The sequence below is a fragment of the Streptomyces sp. NPDC059850 genome (genome assembly GCF_042731515.1).
Classification (GTDB): Bacteria; Actinomycetota; Actinomycetes; order Streptomycetales; family Streptomycetaceae; genus Streptomyces.
The window spans coordinates 111,829-129,582 of the sequence record NZ_JBHWJI010000022.1; the positions used below are offsets into that span (position 1 = coordinate 111,829).

A 17,754-nucleotide genomic window follows, 5' to 3' on the forward strand; every position below is an offset into this window, starting at 1 on the left:
TGGGTGTCCGCCGCCGCGGCTGTGTATGGGGTTTTTAATGTGTTGTTGACCTGGTCGCCCAACTGGGCCCCGCCCCCGGGGGGGCGCGCGGGTCTATGTCTCGTTGTGGCGGCCCGTGAGCCGCCTGGCGCTCTCCAGGTGCTCGCCCAGACGCTTCTGGATGAGCACGGTCGCCTCGTCCAGCGCCGCCCGGGTCCGCCGGCCGCTGCCGTCGCCCGCCTGGAACGGGTCGCCGAAGACCACGTCGATCCGGCTGCGCAGCCTCGGCAGCGCCCTGGGCCGTCCGTCGGCGCGCCACTGCTCGCCGGTGCCGAGCACGGCCACCGGCACGATCGGGGCGCCGGAGCGTACGGCGAAGTACGCGAGCCCCGAGCGCAGCGACGCGAAGTCGCCCTCGCCGCGGCTGCCCTCCGGGAAGATCCCCAGCACCCCGCCGCGCTCCAGCAGGCCCAGCGCGTGGGTGATCGCGGTGCGGTCGGCGCTCGTACGGTCCACCTTCACCTGGCCGACGGAGCGCATGAACGGGTCCAGCGGACCGACGAACGCCTCCTTCTTGACCAGGAAGTGCGACGGCCGGGGCGAGGTGCCGATGATCATCGGGCCGTCGACGTTGTGGGAGTGGTTCCCGGCCAGGATGACCGGACCGGCGGACGGGACCCGCCAGGCGCCCAGCACCCGCGGCCGCCACAGCCCGTACATCAGGCCGATGCCGATCCGGCGCCCCACGGCGGCACCGGCAGCGCTCGGCAGCTCCGGGTCGGCGGCCCGCTCTGCGGCGGTCATGCGGCGGCCCGCTTCTCCTCGACCAGCGTGACCACGCACTCGATGACCTGGTCGAGGGTGAGGTCGGTGGTGTCGACCTCGACCGCGTCGTCCGCCTTCGCCAGCGGCGAGGCCTTGCGGCCCGAGTCGGCGGCGTCCCGCTTGGCGAGCGCCGCCTGGGTGGCGGCCAGGTCGGAGCCGTCCTTGCCCTTCAGCTCACCGCTGCGGCGGGCTGCCCGGGCCTCGGCGGAGGCGGTCAGGAAGATCTTGAGGTCGGCGTCCGGGAGCACGGTCGTGCCGATGTCCCGGCCCTCGACCACGATGCCGCGCGGCGCCTCGGTGGCGATCGTCCGCTGCAGCTCGGTGATCAGCGTGCGCACCTCGGGGACCGCGCTGACCGCGCTGACCCGGGAGGTGACCTCCTGGGTGCGGATCGGCCCGGCGACGTCGGTGCCGTCGACCCTGATCGTGGGGGCGGCCGGGTCGGTGCCGGAGACGATGACCGGCTTGCGGGCGGCGTCGGCCACGGCGACGGCGTCCTCGACGTCGATGCCGTTGTTCACCATCCACCAGGTGATCGCCCGGTACTGGGCGCCGGTGTCCAGGTAGCCGAGGCCGAGCTTGGCCGCGACGGCCTTGGACGTACTGGACTTGCCCGTGCCTGCGGGGCCGTCGATCGCGACAATCACTGCTGCCGGGGCGGTCCGGGCGGCGGTTTCCACGGTGACAGACACCTTTCGTATGCACGGGGCTGGGTTGAACGGAGCTTGGTGAGAGCCCCGGACAAGGTTACTGGCTCATCCGGGGCGCCCGGTCACCGCCGGATGTCACCGCCGGTTGTCACTGACGGATGGACCAGCCACGCTCGCGGAGGGCCTTGGTCAGACCGGGGGCGGCGGCGGGCTCCACCATCAACTGGATCAGGCCCGCCTGCTGTCCGGTGGCGTGCTCGATCCGTACGTCCTCGATGTTGACGCCCGCCCGGCCCGCGTCGGCGAAGATCCGGGCCAGCTCGCCCGGCTGGTCGCCGATGAGCACCGTCACGGTCTCATAGACGGCCGAGGCGGCGCCGTGCTTGCCCGGCACCCGCTCGCGCCCGGCGTTGCCCCGGCGCAGCACGTCCTCGATCCCGGCCGCTCCCCCGCCGCGCTTGGCGTCGTCGGCCGACTGGAGCGCGCGCAGCGCCCGTACCGTCTCGTCCAGGTCGGCGGCGACGGCGGCGAGCACGTCGGCGACCGGGCCGGGGTTGGCGGACAGGATGTCGATCCACATCGCGGGGTCGGAGGCCGCGATCCGGGTCACATCGCGGATGCCCTGGCCACAGAGGCGCACGGCGGTCTCGTCGGCGTCCCGCAGCCGCGCCGCGACCATGCTGGAGAGCAGGTGCGGGGTGTGCGAGACGAGCGCCACGGCCCGGTCGTGCGCGTCGGCGTCCATCACCACGGGGACGGCGCGACAGAGTGCGACCAGTTCGAGTGCGAGATTGAGCACTTCGGTGTCGGTGTCGGCGCCGGGCGTGAGCACCCACGGCCGACCCTCGAACAGGTCCGCCGTCGCGGCCAGCGGCCCGGAGCGCTCCCGCCCGGCCATCGGATGCGTACCGATGTACCGGGTCAGGTCACAGCCCAGTTCCTCCAGCTCCCGGCGCGGCCCGCCCTTGACGCTGGCCACGTCCAGAGCGGCCCGCGCCACGCCCCGGCGCAGCACATCGGCCACCGTCCGGGCCACATACGCGGGCGGTACGGCGACGATCGCCAGGTCCACCGGCCCGTCCGGCTCGTCCTGCGTCCCGGCACCGAGCGCCGCCGCGGTCCGCGCCGCGTCCGCGTCGTGGTCGGCGAGGTGGACGTGGATACCGCGGCCCGCGAGGGTGAGCGCGGCGGAGGTACCGATCAGTCCGGTGCCGATGACGAGGGCTGTTCTCACTGGGCGATGTCCTTGCGGAGGGCCGCCGCGGCGCCCAGGTAGACATGGGCGACGTCGGTCTTGGCGAGGTCGGTCTCGACATGCGCGAGTATCCGGACGACCCGCGGCATGGCCCCCGCGATGTCCAGCTCCTGCGCACAGATCAGCGGTACGTCGGTGATCCCGAGCTTGCGCGCGGCGACCGCGGGGAAGTCGCTGTGCAGATCGGGCGTGGCGGTGAACCAGACGCTGATCAGGTCGTCCGGCACCAGGCTGTTGCGCTCCAGGATGGCGGTCATCAGCTCGGACACCTGCTCCCGCATATGCCCCGCTTCATCCCGCTCCAGCTGAACCGCCCCGCGGACCGCTCGTACCGCCACGTCTGTGCTCCCTGCGCGTGCTGTGCCTGTGCCGCGCGTGTCCTACGCCTCTGTCCCACGCGCGGACATGTCCCCCATCAGCCTAACCAGCCCCACCGAGCCCCCGCTCACGCGTCCCGACCGGAGCCTTTAGAGGTCCACCTCGCGCATCAGCATGCCGACCTCGGTGTTGGTGAGGCGGCGGAGCCAGCCGGACTTCTGGTCGCCCAGGGCGATGGGGCCGAAGGAGGTGCGGACCAGTTTGTCGACCGGGAAGCCCGCCTCGGAGAGCATGCGGCGGACGATGTGCTTGCGGCCCTCGTGGAGGGTGACCTCGACGAGGTAGTTCTTGCCGGTGTTCTGGACCACCTTGAAGTGGTCCGCGCGGGCGTAGCCGTCCTCCAGCTCGATGCCGTTCTTGAGCTGCTTGCCGAGGTCGCGCGGCAGGGGGCCCTGGATGGCGGCGAGGTAGGACTTCTGGACGCCGTAGCGGGGGTGGGTGAGGCGGTGGGCCAGCTCGCCGTGGTTGGTGAGCAGGATGATGCCCTCGGTCTCGGTGTCGAGGCGGCCGACGTGGAAGAGCCGGGTCTCGCGGTTGGTGACGTAGTCACCGAGGCACTGGCGGCCGTCCGGGTCCTCCATGGTGGAGACCACACCGGCGGGCTTGTTCAGCGCGAAGAAGAGGTACGACTGGGTCGCGACGGTCAGCCCGTCGACCTTGATCTCGTCCTTCTCCGGGTCGACGCGCAGCCCCTGCTCGGTGACGATCTTGCCGTTGACCTCGACCCGGGCCTGGTCGATCAGGTCCTCGCAGGCGCGGCGCGAGCCCATGCCCGCGCGGGCCAGGACCTTCTGCAGCCGCTCGCCGTCCTGCTCGCCGAAGGTCTTGGGCAGCTTGGTCTGCGGCTTGTTGTGGCGGGCCCGGTTCCGCTCCTCTATCTGGGCCTCGTACTCGCGCGGACGGGCCGGGGCGGTCGGCTTACGGCGGCCGCCGGTGCCCTTGGGGGCGCCGCTCTTGGCCGCCCCGCCACGGGGGCCGGGGCCGCTCTGCTTCGGGGCGCCCGCGTCGTGACGGCGCTCCTCGGGGCGTGGGCGACCGGTGCGCTTCGGCTTGTCGTCGCGCCCGTTCCCGGCCCCCCGGTAGTTCTTGCCGCCGCCGCTGCCGCTACCGCTGCCGCCGCCGCTACCGCTGCCCCTGCTGTTCCTGCCGCTGCTTCGCATCAAGTTTCCGTCTGAGAGTGGCTGCTGTCGTGTACGTCTGTGTCCGGAGCGTCCGGGTCGAACGACGGCACGCCCTCCTGGGACTCGCCCTCGACCGCGTCCACCTCGGGGAGGAACGGTGCCAGCTCCGGAAGCTCGTCCAGGCCGCGCAGGCCCATCCGCTCCAGGAAGTAGTTCGTCGTCCTGTACAGGATCGCACCTGATTCGGGTTCCGTGCCCGCCTCCTCCACCAGTCCGCGCTGCAGGAGGGTGCGCATCACGCCATCGCAGTTGACGCCACGGACGGCGGAGACGCGAGAACGGCTGACCGGCTGACGGTACGCGACCACCGCGAGGGTTTCCAAAGCGGCCTGGGTGAGCCGGGCGTGCTGGCCGTCCAGGACGAAGCCCTCGACGGCCGCGGCGAAGGCGGGCCGGGTGTAGTAGCGCCAACCGCCCGCGACCAGCCGCAGCTCGAAGCCGCGCCCCTGCGCCACGTACTCGTCCGCCAGCTCCCGCAGCGCGTCCGCGACCGCGCGGCGCGGGCGGTCCAGCACCTTGGCGAGGTGTTCCTCGGTGGCGGGTTCGTCCACGACCATGAGGACGGCTTCCAGCGCGGGCTTGAGGTCGAGCGCCGCGACCTCCGAGGGCTCGGTCTCGGCCGCGTCTTCGATGACCGGCTCGCTCATGTCCGTACCTCCTGCTTCTCGGTATCGGCCGCTGGCCGGGCCTCCTGGTCGAACTCGTCGGTGACCAGCGGCCGCTGTCCGTCCTCCGCGCCCGTCCAGCGCACCATGAGCGCGCCCAGCGCCTCCGGCTGGTCGAGCAGGATCGCGCGCTCCCGGTACAGCTCCAGCAGGGCCAGGAAGCGGGCCACGACGGTGAGCGTGTCCGGCGCGTCCTCGGTGAGCGTCGCGAAACTGGCTTCCCCCAGCTCCCGCAGCCGCCCCACCACCACGTCCGCCTGCTCCCGCACGCTCACCAGCGGCGCGTGGATGTGGTCGACGTACACCTGCGGCTTGGGCTTGGCCTGCATCGCCTTGACGGCCAGCTTCGCGAACCCCTCCGGGCCGACGCGGATGACGACGTCGGGCAGCAGCTCGGCGTGGTGCGGCTCCAGGCCTACCGTGCGGGGGTAGCGGCGGGACTCTTCGACGAGCCGGTCGTGGAAGATGTCCGCGATCTCCTTGTACGCGCGGTACTGGAGCAGCCGGGCGAACAGCAGGTCCCGGGCCTCCAGCAGCGCGAGGTCCGCCTCGTCCTCCACCTCGGCGGCGGGCAGCAGCCGGGCCGCCTTGAGGTCCAGCAGGGTCGCCGCGACGACGAGGAACTCGGTGGTCTGGTCGAGGTCCCAGTCCGGCCCCATGGCCCGGATGTGCGCCATGAACTCGTCGGTGACCTTGGAGAGGGCGACCTCGGTGACGTCCAGCTTGTGCTTGGAGATCAGCTGGAGGAGCAGGTCGAAGGGCCCCTCGAAGTTGTCCAGCCGCACGGTGAAGACGTTGCCGCCATCCTCGGCGGCGTCCTGGTCTCCGGCCGCCTCGCCGTCCCGGGCGGCTTCCCCATCTTCGGCGGCTGCCTGGTTTCCGGCGGTCTCGCCGTCTTCGGCCGCCCCGCCGCCATCGGGCGGCGCTCCGTGGCCCCGGGCAGCGCCCTCGTCCGCCCCGTCCTCGCCCTGCGCCCGCTCGTGCGCGGGCTCGGACTCCCCGGCGGACCCCTCCGACGGGCCCGCTTCGGACGGCCCATGGCCGGTTTCGTGCGGCGCCCCCACGCTCTCGGCCTGCGGGCGGACCTGACCCTCGGAGGACCCGTCGCCCGGCGCGGGCTCCGTCCTCGGCTGGTGCGCGGCGCCCTCGCCTTGCCGCGTCCCCGGGACCGCAGCGCCCCGGCCCTCGTCCGTGGCCGGGCCGGGCAGCGCGTCCTCGCCACGGCCCGGCACACGCTGGGGTGCCGCGTCGCCCCGCGCGGGCGGAGCGCCGTGGGCTTCTGCTGTGTCCGCGTCGCCGCCGGGCGGCGGAACAGAAGCGGCGCCGGGGGCCTCGGCACCCGGGGGCGCAGCGCCGCGCGCCTCGTCCGCTGCCGCACCGGCGTCCCGTGCCCCGACTCCAGGTGGCGGGGCCAGCGCGTCCGGCTCAGCCACTGGCACCGGCGCGGCGGCGTCGTTACGGGCCTCAGCCTCCCGCGCGTCCGGAGCGGCCTGGGCGGCGCTCCCGGCGGCCCCGGCAGCACAGCCTGGGGGGCCGGAACGGCCCGGCGCTCCCGTGTCCGCCTCGGGCGGCGATCCCGCTGCGGGCCGGGGTCCGGCCGCTGCCGCCGTGGGGGCGGAGCTGCGGTCTTCCGCTGGGGCGGACAGGGGCGAACCGGCGGCCTCGGGTGGTGTGCGCTCGTCGCCCGGTCCGGCGGACCGGTCCGGCTCACCGGTCGGCGCCGCGGCGGCCGGGGCGGCGCCCGGGCCTCGGCCCAGGGGGCGGCGGCGGGACGGCGGGTCCTGCGGGTCGTTCGTCGGCATCGCGGTCCGGGGTGCTAGGGGGCCGGGCGGTCAGCCCGCGATCGGGGCAGGTTATCGCCCGGCCCGTCAGCGGCCGCGCAGGCGGCGCACCAGAATGCTCGCGTCGCCGCGCGACTCCAGGTCGGCGAGGACGACCGCGACCGCTTCGCGGACGATCCGGCCGCGGTCGACCGCGAGTCCGTGTTCGCCCCGGAGCACCAGCCGCGCGTGTTCGAGGTCCATCAGCTCCTCGGCGGAGACATAGACCGTGATCTTCTCGTCGTGGCGCTCGCGCCCGCTGGGGCGCCGGTTGGCCGCGCGGGAGCGGCGGCGGGCGGGGCCGCCCTGGGCGGGCGGGGACGTACCGTCGGACGCCTGGCGGCCCTTGGCGGTCCGCTCCCCGGCCGGGGCCCCGGTCCCGGCCCCGGCGGCCGCCGGGCGGCCGCCGACCGCGTCCTGGGGGGCGGTCTCGCGGCCCGTGTGCTCCGCCGCGCCGGACTGCTCGCCGCGCTCGCCGCCGTCGGCCGGTGCGCCGCCCGGCGCCGCCTCGCCGACCGGGTCGGACTCGGTGGCGGGGGCGGGCACCCGCGGTGCCTCGCCGTTCGCCTGGCGGCGGCCGGACGCGGGCGAGGAGGACTGGAGCCCCATCCCCCCGGTGGTGCGGAACAGTTCGTCGGCTCCCGGCAGACTCACTCGGCGTGACACCGGGCGAGCACCTCCCTGGCGAGCTGGCGATAGGCGGCGGCACCGACGGAGTTGGACGCGTACGTGGTGATCGGCTCACCGGCGACCGTGGTCTCCGGGAAGCGGACCGTACGGCCGATGACCGTGTGGTAGACGTGGTTGTCGAACGCCTCGACCACCCGGGCGAGGACCTCACGGCTGTGCACGGTGCGCGAGTCGTACATCGTGGCGAGGATGCCGTCGAGCTCCAGGTCGGGGTTGAGCCGCTCCTGGACCTTCTCGATGGTCTCCGTGAGCAACGCCACACCACGCAGCGCGAAGAACTCACACTCCAGCGGCACGATCACCTTGTGCGCCGCGGTGAGCGCGTTGACGGTGAGCAGGCCGAGCGAGGGCTGGCAGTCGATGACGATGTAGTCGTAGTCCGCCATCAGCGGCTTGAGCGCCCGCTGCAGGGTCGACTCGCGGGCCACCTCGCTGACGAGCTGCACCTCGGCGGCCGACAAGTCGATATTGCTGGGTAGCAGGTCCATATTGGGCACGGCCGTCTTCAGCAGCACCTCGTCGGCCGACATGCCCCGCTCCATGAGCAGGTTGTAGACGGTGAGGTCCAGCTCCATGGGGTTGACCCCGAGGCCGACCGACAGCGCGCCCTGCGGGTCGAAGTCGACGAGCAGCACCCGGCGGCCGTACTCGGCGAGCGCCGCGCCCAGGTTGATGGTGGAGGTGGTCTTGCCGACGCCGCCCTTTTGGTTGCACATCGCGATGATCTTCGCGGGGCCGTGGTCGGTCAGCGGTCCCGGGATCGGGAAGTACGGGAGCGGACGGCCGGTGGGGCCGATGCGCTCGCGCCGCTGGCGGGCCGCGTCGGGGGCGAGAGTGGCCGCGTACTCGGGGTCGGGCTCGTACTCCGCGTCCGGGTCGTAGAAGTGCCCTTCGGGCAGGTCGTCGTAGTCGGCGAAGCGGGCGGGTTCGTTGCCCCCCTGGTCGCCGGCCATGGCGTTCACGTGATGGCCGTCCATGCTGTGGCTCTGGTGGGCTGTCGTCATGCTCGTCACGCTCTGGTGGGTTGCGAAGGTACGGACAGCGACGGAGCCGACAGCCTCGAGCCCCGAGGGCCCCTGGCCCCGCGCAGCCGGTCCTGGTTGACCACCCCCGGGAGAAAATGTCGACTCATTCACAAGTCGTCCTACCTCCTTGGTGACCAGGAAATTTCTCTATAGGTCAGCGTGACACCATGCCGACGGTTGGCGACTCTATGGCGTGTCGGCGGTCCTCAGCAACACAATCCACCGGACACGGCACGATGTGTCGGCAATCGAACACCCCGATGTCAAGGGCGTATGGGCGGCGCCGCGGAGATTTCACCACCCCCCAAAGCGTCTGGATAGTTACATTCAGGGCGAGTTGGCCGACGCCCCCGTCGGGCCTGATCCGGGGCGTACCGGACAGACCGGCGGCCGGGTCCCGCCCCTCGGCAAGACCCGGCCGGATGCCCGGTGTTGACCTGATGTTGACGGCGCGCGTTGACCCGCCGTCGCCCGGAGTTGACCGGTCTCGCGGCCTCAGCCGATCAGCGAGGCCAGTTCGACCGAGGGCAGCCCGTGGGCCTCGGCGACCGGCCCGTAGACGACCTCTCCCTCATGGGTGTTGAGCCCCTTGGCCAGCGCGGCGTCCCGGCGAATCGCCTCCCGCCAGCCGCGATTGGCCAGCTCGACGATGTACGGGAGCGTCGCGTTGGTGAGCGCGTGGGTGGAGGTGTTGGGCACCGCGCCCGGCATGTTGGCGACGCAGTAGAAGACCGAGTTGTGGACCGTGAAGGTCGGCTCGGCGTGGGTGGTGGGGCGGGAGTCCTCGAAGCAGCCGCCCTGGTCGATCGCGATGTCGACAAGGACACTTCCCGGCTTCATGCGGGACACCAGCTCGTTGGTGACCAGCTTGGGCGCCTTGGCACCGGGGATGAGCACCGCTCCGATGACGAGGTCGGCGTCGAGGACCGCCTTCTCCAGCTCGTAGGCGTTGGAGGCGATGGTCTGCACCTTGTTGCCGAAGATCCGGTCGGCCTCGCGCAGCTTGTTGATGTCCTTGTCGAGCAGGGTCACGTGGAAGCCCATGCCGATGGCGATCTGCGCGGCGTTCCAGCCGGAGACGCCACCGCCGATGACGACCGCGCGGGCGGCGGCCACGCCGGGCACGCCGCCGGGCAGCGCGCCGCGGCCGCCGGCCGACCGCATCAGGTGGTACGCGCCCACCTGCGGCGCGATCCGGCCCGCGACCTCGGACATCGGAGCGAGCAGCGGCAGCGTGCGGTTCGCGGCCTCGACGGTCTCGTACGCGATGGCGGTGGTGCCGGACTCCAGCAGCGCGTCGGTGCAGGCGCGGGAGGCGGCGAGGTGGAGGTAGGTGAAGAGCGTCTGGTCCTTGCGGAGCCGGTGGTACTCCTCGGCGATCGGCTCCTTGACCTTCAGCAGCAGGTCGGCGGTGGCCCAGACCTCGTCGGCGGTGGCGAGGATGCCGGCTCCGGCGGCGATGTACTCCTCGTCGGTGATGGAGGAGCCCAGACCGGCGCTCTGCTCCACGAAGACCTCGTGGCCGCCTCGTACCAGCTCGTGCACGCCTGCGGGGGTGATGGCCACACGGAACTCGTTGTTCTTGACCTCGCGGGGGATACCGACCTTCACGTCGATCACGGTCCTTGATCTGTGGGGGCTAAGGGTGTGACCGGCCACAACCGGCCATAGACCGGCCGGAACCGGCCATAGGTCAGCAAAACGGAACATGTCCGCATGCCGAGGTAACCGCGGCGACCGCGGGTACAGCCAGTGTAATGAAGGACGTCGCGCTGTCTAGCCTTGCATTGCTTCAATCTTTTGCGAGACCACCACTGATTTCGTAGGTCGACTGGCGATCTCCCCTCAATCCCGGGGTTCGTGGCCCCGCGGCGTCATGTCTTCTCACCTCGCTGGGACCGCTGAGACCTGGCCCACTCGTCCGCCCGCCGCGCCGCCGCGGCCGCGTCCGACCAACTGCGCAGCGCCTCCTTCGACCGCCCCGTCTTCTCCTGGGCCTTCGCCGTGCCGCTCAGCGCCCGCGCGTATCCCGCCAGGTCCCCGGCCCGGCGGCAGGCGGCCGCGGCGGCCCGCCAGTCGCGCAGCGCCTCGGCCCAGCGGCCCGCGTAGCCGCGTACGGTGCCCAGCCGGGCGTAGAGCCGGGCCTCGGCGGCCAGGTCGCGGCGGCTCAGCCGCAGTTCCAGGGCGCGGCCGTACCAGTCGGCGGCCCGGCTCCAGTCCTCCAGCTCCTGGTACGTCCCGCCGATGGATTCCAGGGCGCGCCCGGTCGTGTACGGATCGTCCGCCGCGCGGGCCGCCTCCAGCGCGCCCTTGTAGCGGGCGAGCGCGGTGTCGACGCGGCCCGCGCCCGCGTCCAGGTCGCCCAGGTTCAGCAGCGCCGCCGCCCGTTCCACCAGCAGGTCGCGGCGCCGGGCCACGTCCAGCACCAGCTGGTGGAGTCCGTACAGTTCGGGCGCCGCGCCCTCGGCGCCCCGGTGCGCGGTCAGCGCGTGGGTGAGCGCGGCCACCAGCCGCCGGGCGAGGGTGTCGACCTCACCGGCCTCGACGGCCACCCGGGCGGCCTCGACCAGCGTGGGCAACCGGCTCTCCAGCCACTCCCCCGCCTCCGCCGACGACGAAAACCGCAGCGACCCCGGCAGCGCCGTCAGCTTCTTGCGGGCCGGGGAGTCCGGCGGCTCGGTGGCCAGCCTGCACGCGTACAGCTGCCGTACGGTGCGCTCCAGCATCCGGGCCCGGGCCAGCTCCACCTCCGCCGGACGCTCCGTCGCCTCCAGCAGGCGGCGCAGCAGCGGGTCGAGGCAGCCGGGCAGCTCGTACCGGCCGTTCTCGCGCGGCCGCAGCATCCCGTACCCGGCGAAGCCCTCCAGTGCCGCCTGGCCGTCCGCCACCGAGCATCCGGCCAGGGCGGACGCGGTGTGCGCGTCGGCGCTTCCGGCGGGCGCGAGCGCCAGCAGCCGCAGCATCCGGGCGGCGGCCGGGGGCAGCGAGCCGTACGCCAGCCGGAAGGCGCGGGCCAGCGGGCGGGCGCCGCGGTCCACGTCCCCGTCGGACGGCGGCAGTTCGCGCAGCCGCTCGATGACGTCGGCCACGGAGGCCTTGGGCCGGGCGGCGAGCCAGCCGCCGACGAGCACGAGCGCGGCGGGCATACCCGCGCACTCCTCGACCAGGGTCTGCGCGGCCACCGGGTCGACGGTGATCCGGGTGGGCCCGGCGGACTGCGCGAGCAGCCCGACCGCCGCGCTCACGTCCAGCCCGCCGACGGTGCACGGGCGGACGTCCGGTACGCCGGTCAGCGGGCCCCGCGAGACCGCGATGACCAGGCAGTCGGGTGCGTCCGGCAACAGTGCGTCCACCTGCTCGGCGCCCGCCACGTCGTCGAGCAGCAGCAGGACCCGCTTGCCGTCCAGCGCGTCGCGGAGCATCTCGCCCAGCTCGTCCTCGTCCGCCCCGGGCGGGGCGGTCACGCCGAGCCGTACGAGCAGGTCGCGGGCGGTGCGCTCGGTGGGGACGGGGTCCCCGGACGACGTCATCAGCCGGGCCTGGAGCACCCCGTCGGGGTAGTCGTCCGCCAGCCGCCGGGCCAGCTCCTCGGCCAGCGCGGTACGGCCCCAGCCGGGCCGCCCCGCGATGAGCAGCACCCGGCTGCGGGCGGCCTTGCGGCCCGCGATCGTGTCCAGCCCGGCGCGGTCGATGTCGGCCCGCAGCGCCAGCAGCTCCCGGCGGCGGCCCGCGAACCCCCGGCCCACGGTGGCGGCGGCCGCGAACAGCACCGCGCGCGTCGCGCCGCTCCACACCCCGCCGTCGGCTGCGCCACGGGCCGGAGGCACGCCGTCCGCATCCCCGTCCGCGGGTTCGCCCAGGGGCTCCCCGTCGGTGTCGACCGCCTGCTCCGCCACGGGCCCCACTCCCGTCCACCTGCGCATACGAGCCCGCCGCGGCTGCGGTCAGGGTTCGTACGAGCGTAGTTCACTGCACGTCAGCTCCCGGGCACTCCGGGCCGGTGACGCGGACCGAAAATCACCCCATCGGATGGTCCGAGGATGGCTACGCCTGCGGCGGGCCGTCCCCCACCCCGCCCCTTCCCGAACCATGGGCTCCGCCCCTGAACCCCGACCAACAGGGTCACCTGCCCCCGCGTAACGGGCGCCCGGGGCTGGGACCCGACGACCAGCGAACCGGGCCCGCCGATGCCACCGACAAGTAGCCACCGACGGCAGGAGGCGCAGGACCGCAGGCCCGCTGGCGTTCGAGGACCGGCGGCGGGAGGTGCAGGGGCGCAGCCCCGCTGGGGTTCGAGGACCGGCGGCCGCCGACGGCAGAAGGTGCCCGGGGCGCAGGCCCGCTGAGGTTCGAGGACCGGCGGCCGCCGACGGCGGGAGGGGCGGGGTCGCAGGGGTGGGGTCCTGGACACCACGTGTATTTGTGGCGCCAATCGCCCCGCGTTCACCCCACGCTCCGCCTCAGCGGCGCCGTAAATAGACGGTCCAGGGCCCTGCCCCGGAGGCCCCGCACCGGCACCACCCACCCAGCGCCCGCGCACCCGCCCACCTCGCGGAGCCCCCGCGACGGCCCCGGCGGCTACGCCTCGAAGGGGCGGGCGGGCCAGGGAGCGTCCGCCGGGCGCAAGGCCTCCGCGCCGTCGCCCGTCAGCGCGGCGTGCAGGGCGAGGACGCCCACCGCGAGGCAGTTGTTGTGCAGGGCACCGGCGAGTACGAGCCGCACCAGCTCGTCCAGCGGTACCCGGGCCAGCTCCATGTCGGCCTCCTCCTCGGAGACCTCGTACCGCTCGCCGTCCGCCGCCGAGATCTCCCGGGCGAGGAAGACCCGTACGGCCTCGTCGCAGCCGCCGGGCGTGGTGTAGACGTCCACCAGCACCCGCCAGTCCTCGGCCTTGACGTGCGCCTCCTCGTACAGCTCGCGCTGCGCGGCGTGCAGGGGGTTCTCGCCGGGGATGTCGAGGAGACCGGCCGGGATCTCCCAGAGGCGGTGGCGGACCGGGTGGCGGTACTGGCGCAGCACGATGACGCGGCCCGCGTCGTCGAGGGCCAGGACGGCGACGGAGCCGGGGTGGACCTGGTAGTCGCGGGTGACCGTGGAGCCGTCGGGCATGACGACCTCGTCGGTGCGCACGCTCGTCTTGTTGCCGGTGAACGGCGTGGCGGTGGCGACGGTCCGCCACTCCTCGGGGGTGTCCTGGATGCCCATTGCGCTGCCTCAGCGTCCTTTCCGCGTGCGGGTGGCCGGGGGAAGCGGGCCGCTCAAGGCCGTCCGCTTCCCCCGTCAACCGTATCGGTCAGGCTCCGGCGGACGGCCCCTCACCAGCGGTCAGTCGCTCGACTGCCGCCTTCACCAGACCCGCGAAGAGCGGGTGCGGGCGGGTCGGCCGGGAGCGCAGCTCCGGGTGGGCCTGGGTGCCGACGAGGTACGGGTGGACCTCGCGCGGGAACTCGACGTACTCGACCAGCTTGTTGTCGGGGGAGGTGCCCGAGAAGACCAGCCCGGCCTTCTTCTCCAGCTCACCGCGGTACGAGTTGTTGACCTCGTAGCGGTGGCGGTGGCGCTCCTCGACGTACGGCTGGTCGTCGTAGACCTCGCGGACGATCGAGCCCTCGGCGAGCTTGGCCGGGTACATGCCCAGCCGCATGGTGCCGCCCATGTCGCCCTCGCCCGCGACGATGTCCAGCTGCTCGGCCATGGTGGAGATCACCGGATCGGTGGCGGCCGGTTCGAACTCGGTGGAGTTGGCGCCCGAGATGCCCGCCAGGTTCCGCGCGGCCTCGATGACGATGCACTGGAGGCCGAGACACAGCCCCAGCAGCGGGATCTTGTTCTCGCGGGCGTAGGTGATCGCGCCGACCTTGCCGATGACGCCCCGGTCGCCGAAGCCGCCGGGGATGCAGACCGCGTCGCAGTCCGCCAGCTGCTGCCGGGCACCGGCGGCCGTCTTGCAGTCGTCGGACGTGACCCACTTGATCTTCACTCGGGCGTTGTTGGCGAACCCGCCCGCGCGCAGCGCCTCGGTGACGGACAGATAGGCGTCGGGCAGGTCGATGTACTTGCCGACGAGCGCGACCGTGACCTCGTGGTCGGGCTGGTGGACCCGCTTCAGCAGGTCGTCCCACTGGGTCCAGTCCACATCACGGAAGGGCAGGTCCAGCTTGCGGACGACATAGGCGTCCAGCCCCTCGGAGTGCAGCACCTTCGGGATGTCGTAGATCGACTTGGCGTCGATGGCGGCCACCACCGCCGCGTCGTCCACGTCACACATCAGCGAGATCTTGCGCTTGATGGAGGTGGGGACCTCGCGGTCGGCGCGCAGCACGATGGCGTCCGGCTGGATACCGATGTTGCGCAGGGCGGCGACCGAGTGCTGGGTCGGCTTGGTCTTCAGCTCGCCGGACGGGCCGATGTACGGCAGCAGGGAGATGTGCGTCACGAAGACGTTGTCCCGGCCGACCTCGTGGCGGACCTGGCGGACGGCCTCCAGGAAGGGCAGCGACTCGATGTCGCCGACGGTCCCGCCGACCTCGGTGATGACGACGTCGACGTCATCGGTGGCCATGCGCCGGATGCGGTGCTTGATCTCGTTGGTGATGTGCGGGATGACCTGCACGGTGTCGCCCAGGTACTCCCCGCGCCGCTCCTTGGCGATCACGCTGGAGTAGACCTGGCCGGTGGTCACGTTGGCGGAGCCGTCGAGGTCGACGTCGAGGAACCGCTCGTAGTGGCCGATGTCCAGGTCGGTCTCGGCGCCGTCGTTGGTGACGAACACCTCACCGTGCTGGAACGGGTTCATCGTGCCCGGGTCGACGTTCAGGTACGGGTCGAGCTTCTGCATGGTGACCCGCAGACCCCGCGCCTTGAGGAGCGCACCGAGGCTGGAGGCGGTCAGGCCCTTGCCGAGTGAAGAAGCGACACCCCCGGTGACGAAGAGGTGCTTGGTCGTCATGGGCTTAGCGGCAATGGCCAAAAGGGGGCTCCCGTGGTCGCGTCGTGAGGGGGTGCGGTCCGGCCGCCGCCCCGATTTCTCGGGGGCGCCGTCGCTGAGGTTCGGGGGTTTTGTGCCCGCCGCTCCACGGGCTACCAGGGTATCAGTGCCCCGGGGCGGCCGGTGGAGGCCGTCCGCGTGGCACCGCCCGCCGCGCCTCTGCCGCACCGTACGCTGTCATGACAACGACGCGTATCGATCCCACCACCCGATCGGCGGTCGTGACGCGAGCCACGATATGGACGGGCTCAAGCGGATCACAGTCCGCCGTCGTATCCTGCTCGGACGAAACGCTACGCGAGCCCCGGCACGGCACCACCAGCACGCCTCCGGAACAAGAGCTCGTCCAATATTTCCGGAGACCGTGAGCACCCCCCGCGGGGCGCGTACGGCCGTTCGATTGGGGAAGCACGTGGCCGGGCGTATCGAGGACTACGCACTCATCGGTGATATGCAGACCGCCGCTCTCGTCTGTAAGGACGGGACGGTCGACTGGCTGTGCCTGCCGCGCTTCGACTCCCATGCCGTCTTCGCCGGTCTGCTCGGCACCGAGGAGCACGGCTTCTGGCGGCTGGGCCCCGCCCACACCAACGGAAGCGAGCCGCCGGTCGCCGACCGCCGCCGCTACCGGGGCGACTCGCTCGCCCTGGAGTCGGAGTGGGACACCCCGCGCGGCACGGTCCGCGTGATCGACTTCATGCCGCCCCGGGACGGCGCCCCGCAGCTGGTGCGCATCGTCGAGGGGGTCAGCGGCCGGGTGCCGATGCGCTCCAGCCTGCGGATGCGTTTCTCGTACGGCTGGGTCGTGCCGTGGGTGCACAAGGTGGACTCGCGGACGGTCGCCGTCGCCGGTCCCGACTCGGTGTGGCTGGACACCGAGGTCGACACCTTCGGCAAGGACCTCACCACCTACGCCGACTTCACGGTGGCCCCCGGCGACCGGATCGCCTTCACGATCAGCTGGCAGCCCTCGCACAAGGAGCCGCCCGCCCTGCCCGAGCCGGAGGCCGCGCTGGAGGCGACCGAGGCGTTCTGGCGGGAGTGGGTCGAGCACTGCACGTACCACGGCCCCTACCGGGACGCGGTCGTCCGCTCGCTGATCACCCTCAAGGCGCTCACCTACGCCCCCACCGGCGGCATCGTCGCCGCGCCCACCACCTCGCTGCCGGAGGAGATCGGCGGCGTACGGAACTGGGACTACCGCTTCACCTGGCTGCGGGACGCGGCGATCACCCTGTCCTCCCTGCTGCGCACCGGCTACCGCGAGGAGGCGCGCGCCTGGCGCGAATGGCTGCTGCGCGCCGTCGCGGGCGACCCGGAGAACCTGCAGATCATGTACGGCATCGCGGGTGAGCGCGAGCTGTCCGAGGCCGAGCTGACCTGGCTGCCCGGCTACGAGAACTCCCAGCCGGTCCGGGTCGGCAACGGCGCGGCGGGCCAGCTCCAGCTGGATGTCTACGGCGAGGTCACCGAGGCGCTGCACCTCGCCCATATGACGGGCCTCGCCCGCAACGACTACGCGAGCGTGCTCCAGCTCAAGCTGATCCGCTACCTGGAGGAGCACTGGGACGAGCCGGACGAGGGCATCTGGGAGGTGCGCGGCCCGCGCCGCCACTTCGTGCACTCCAAGGTGATGGCCTGGGTCGCCGTCGACCGCACCGTCAAACTGATCGAATCGGGCGATGTGGACGGCCCGTTGGACCGCTGGCGCGATCTGCGCGACGAGATCCACCGCGATGTGTGCGAGAAGGGCTACGACGCCGAGCGCAACACCTTCACCCAGTCCTACGGCTCCAAGGAGCTGGACGCCTCGCTGCTGCTCATCCCGCAGATGGGCTTCCTGCCGCCGGACGACAAGCGGGTCATCGGCACCATCGAGGCGATCCAGCGCGAGCTGTCGACCTCCGACGGCTTCGTGATGCGCTACCCGACCGCGGGCGAGGACGCGGGCGTGGACGGCCTGGAGGGCGACGAAGGCGCCTTCCTCGCCTGCTCGTTCTGGCTCGCCGACGACCTGGCGATGATCGGCCGGGTGGACGAGGCGCGCAGGCTCTTCGAGAAGCTGCTCGGGCTCCGCAACGACCTGGGCCTGCTGGCCGAGGAGTGGGACCCCCGGCTCCAGCGCCAGGTGGGCAACTTCCCGCAGGCGTTCAGCCACGTCCCCCTGATCGACACCGCCCTGCGGCTGACCGCCTCCGGCGCGTACGGCGGCTGACGCGGCGCCCTTTCCGCAAGGGTTGTGACGATGGTGTGACGACAACGGCGTTGTTTTGGCTTGATGCAGTCGTGATGATGGCC

At 72.6% G+C, this 17,754-nt stretch carries 14 protein-coding genes; 1 reads left to right on the forward strand and 13 read right to left on the reverse strand.

Going from position 1 to position 17,754, the window contains the following annotated elements; genetic code table 11:
- Positions 1 to 93: 93 nt before the first annotated feature.
- The 13 genes from ACFV9T_RS20340 to ACFV9T_RS20400 all read right to left on the reverse strand — a co-directional run bounded on the left by ACFV9T_RS20340 (position 94) and on the right by ACFV9T_RS20400 (position 15,417).
- Positions 94 to 783, reverse strand: coding sequence for a lysophospholipid acyltransferase family protein (locus tag ACFV9T_RS20340; protein ID WP_385442194.1), 690 nt, complete (start codon positions 781 to 783; stop codon positions 94 to 96).
- Positions 780 to 1,484 (reverse strand): (d)CMP kinase, encoded by a 705-nt coding sequence (gene cmk, locus ACFV9T_RS20345; protein ID WP_385442195.1) that lies wholly within the window; start codon positions 1,482 to 1,484, stop codon positions 780 to 782. Before cmk ends, ACFV9T_RS20340 begins: the two co-directional genes overlap by 4 nt.
- A 118-nt stretch (positions 1,485 to 1,602) precedes the next feature.
- Positions 1,603 to 2,688, reverse strand: coding sequence for a prephenate dehydrogenase (locus ACFV9T_RS20350; protein ID WP_385442197.1), 1,086 nt, complete (start codon positions 2,686 to 2,688; stop codon positions 1,603 to 1,605).
- Positions 2,685 to 3,047 carry a chorismate mutase gene (aroH, locus tag ACFV9T_RS20355; RefSeq protein ID WP_385442198.1) on the reverse strand — a complete coding sequence of 121 codons (363 nt, stop codon included), beginning with the start codon at positions 3,045 to 3,047 and terminating at the stop codon, positions 2,685 to 2,687. The genes ACFV9T_RS20350 and aroH overlap by 4 nt, the downstream gene beginning before the upstream one ends.
- A gap of 129 nt (positions 3,048 to 3,176) precedes the next feature.
- Entirely contained in the window at positions 3,177 to 4,247 is a 1,071-nt protein-coding gene (locus ACFV9T_RS20360) for a pseudouridine synthase (RefSeq protein WP_385442199.1), read from the reverse strand.
- A complete protein-coding gene (gene scpB, locus ACFV9T_RS20365; protein WP_385442201.1) occupies positions 4,247 to 4,915 on the reverse strand; it encodes an SMC-Scp complex subunit ScpB in 669 nt (222 codons plus the stop codon). Before scpB ends, ACFV9T_RS20360 begins: the two co-directional genes overlap by 1 nt.
- Positions 4,912 to 6,165, reverse strand: coding sequence for a segregation/condensation protein A (locus ACFV9T_RS20370; RefSeq protein WP_385442263.1), 1,254 nt, complete (start codon positions 6,163 to 6,165; stop codon positions 4,912 to 4,914). Before ACFV9T_RS20370 ends, scpB begins: the two co-directional genes overlap by 4 nt.
- Positions 6,166 to 6,801: 636 nt before the next feature.
- Entirely contained in the window at positions 6,802 to 7,419 is a 618-nt protein-coding gene (locus ACFV9T_RS20375) for a hypothetical protein (protein WP_385442203.1), read from the reverse strand.
- Positions 7,404 to 8,420 (reverse strand): ParA family protein, encoded by a 1,017-nt coding sequence (locus ACFV9T_RS20380; protein ID WP_385442265.1) that lies wholly within the window; start codon positions 8,418 to 8,420, stop codon positions 7,404 to 7,406. Before ACFV9T_RS20380 ends, ACFV9T_RS20375 begins: the two co-directional genes overlap by 16 nt.
- Before the next feature lie 543 nt (positions 8,421 to 8,963).
- On the reverse strand, positions 8,964 to 10,079 hold the full coding sequence (gene ald, locus ACFV9T_RS20385) for an alanine dehydrogenase (RefSeq protein ID WP_385442206.1): 1,116 nt from the start codon (positions 10,077 to 10,079) through the stop codon (positions 8,964 to 8,966).
- 263 nt (positions 10,080 to 10,342) lie between these two features.
- Positions 10,343 to 12,364, reverse strand: coding sequence for a tetratricopeptide repeat protein (locus ACFV9T_RS20390; RefSeq protein ID WP_385442207.1), 2,022 nt, complete (start codon positions 12,362 to 12,364; stop codon positions 10,343 to 10,345).
- A gap of 682 nt (positions 12,365 to 13,046) precedes the next feature.
- Positions 13,047 to 13,673 (reverse strand): NUDIX domain-containing protein, encoded by a 627-nt coding sequence (locus ACFV9T_RS20395; RefSeq protein ID WP_385442209.1) that lies wholly within the window; start codon positions 13,671 to 13,673, stop codon positions 13,047 to 13,049.
- A gap of 88 nt (positions 13,674 to 13,761) precedes the next feature.
- Positions 13,762 to 15,417 carry a CTP synthase gene (locus ACFV9T_RS20400; RefSeq protein WP_385442211.1) on the reverse strand — a complete coding sequence of 552 codons (1,656 nt, stop codon included), beginning with the start codon at positions 15,415 to 15,417 and terminating at the stop codon, positions 13,762 to 13,764.
- 451 nt (positions 15,418 to 15,868) lie between these two features.
- On the opposite strand from ACFV9T_RS20400, the gene ACFV9T_RS20405 reads away from it, so the two are divergent.
- Positions 15,869 to 17,671 carry a glycoside hydrolase family 15 protein gene (locus tag ACFV9T_RS20405; RefSeq protein ID WP_385442267.1) on the forward strand — a complete coding sequence of 601 codons (1,803 nt, stop codon included), beginning with the start codon at positions 15,869 to 15,871 and terminating at the stop codon, positions 17,669 to 17,671.
- Positions 17,672 to 17,754: the final 83 nt, after the last annotated feature.

What these genes read in the sequence shown, in the direction of transcription:
- ACFV9T_RS20340 (WP_385442194.1), bottom strand. Translation starts at nt 783, where the DNA reads ATGACCGCCGCAGAGCGGGCCGCCGACCCGGAGCTGCCGAGCGCTGCC.
- ACFV9T_RS20360 (WP_385442199.1), bottom strand. Translation starts at nt 4,247, where the DNA reads ATGCGAAGCAGCGGCAGGAACAGCAGGGGCAGCGGTAGCGGCGGCGGC.
- scpB (WP_385442201.1), bottom strand. Translation starts at nt 4,915, where the DNA reads ATGAGCGAGCCGGTCATCGAAGACGCGGCCGAGACCGAGCCCTCGGAG.
- ACFV9T_RS20395 (WP_385442209.1), bottom strand. Translation starts at nt 13,673, where the DNA reads ATGGGCATCCAGGACACCCCCGAGGAGTGGCGGACCGTCGCCACCGCC.
- ACFV9T_RS20380 (WP_385442265.1), bottom strand. Translation starts at nt 8,420, where the DNA reads ATGGACGGCCATCACGTGAACGCCATGGCCGGCGACCAGGGGGGCAAC.
- ACFV9T_RS20400 (WP_385442211.1), bottom strand. Translation starts at nt 15,417, where the DNA reads ATGACGACCAAGCACCTCTTCGTCACCGGGGGTGTCGCTTCTTCACTC.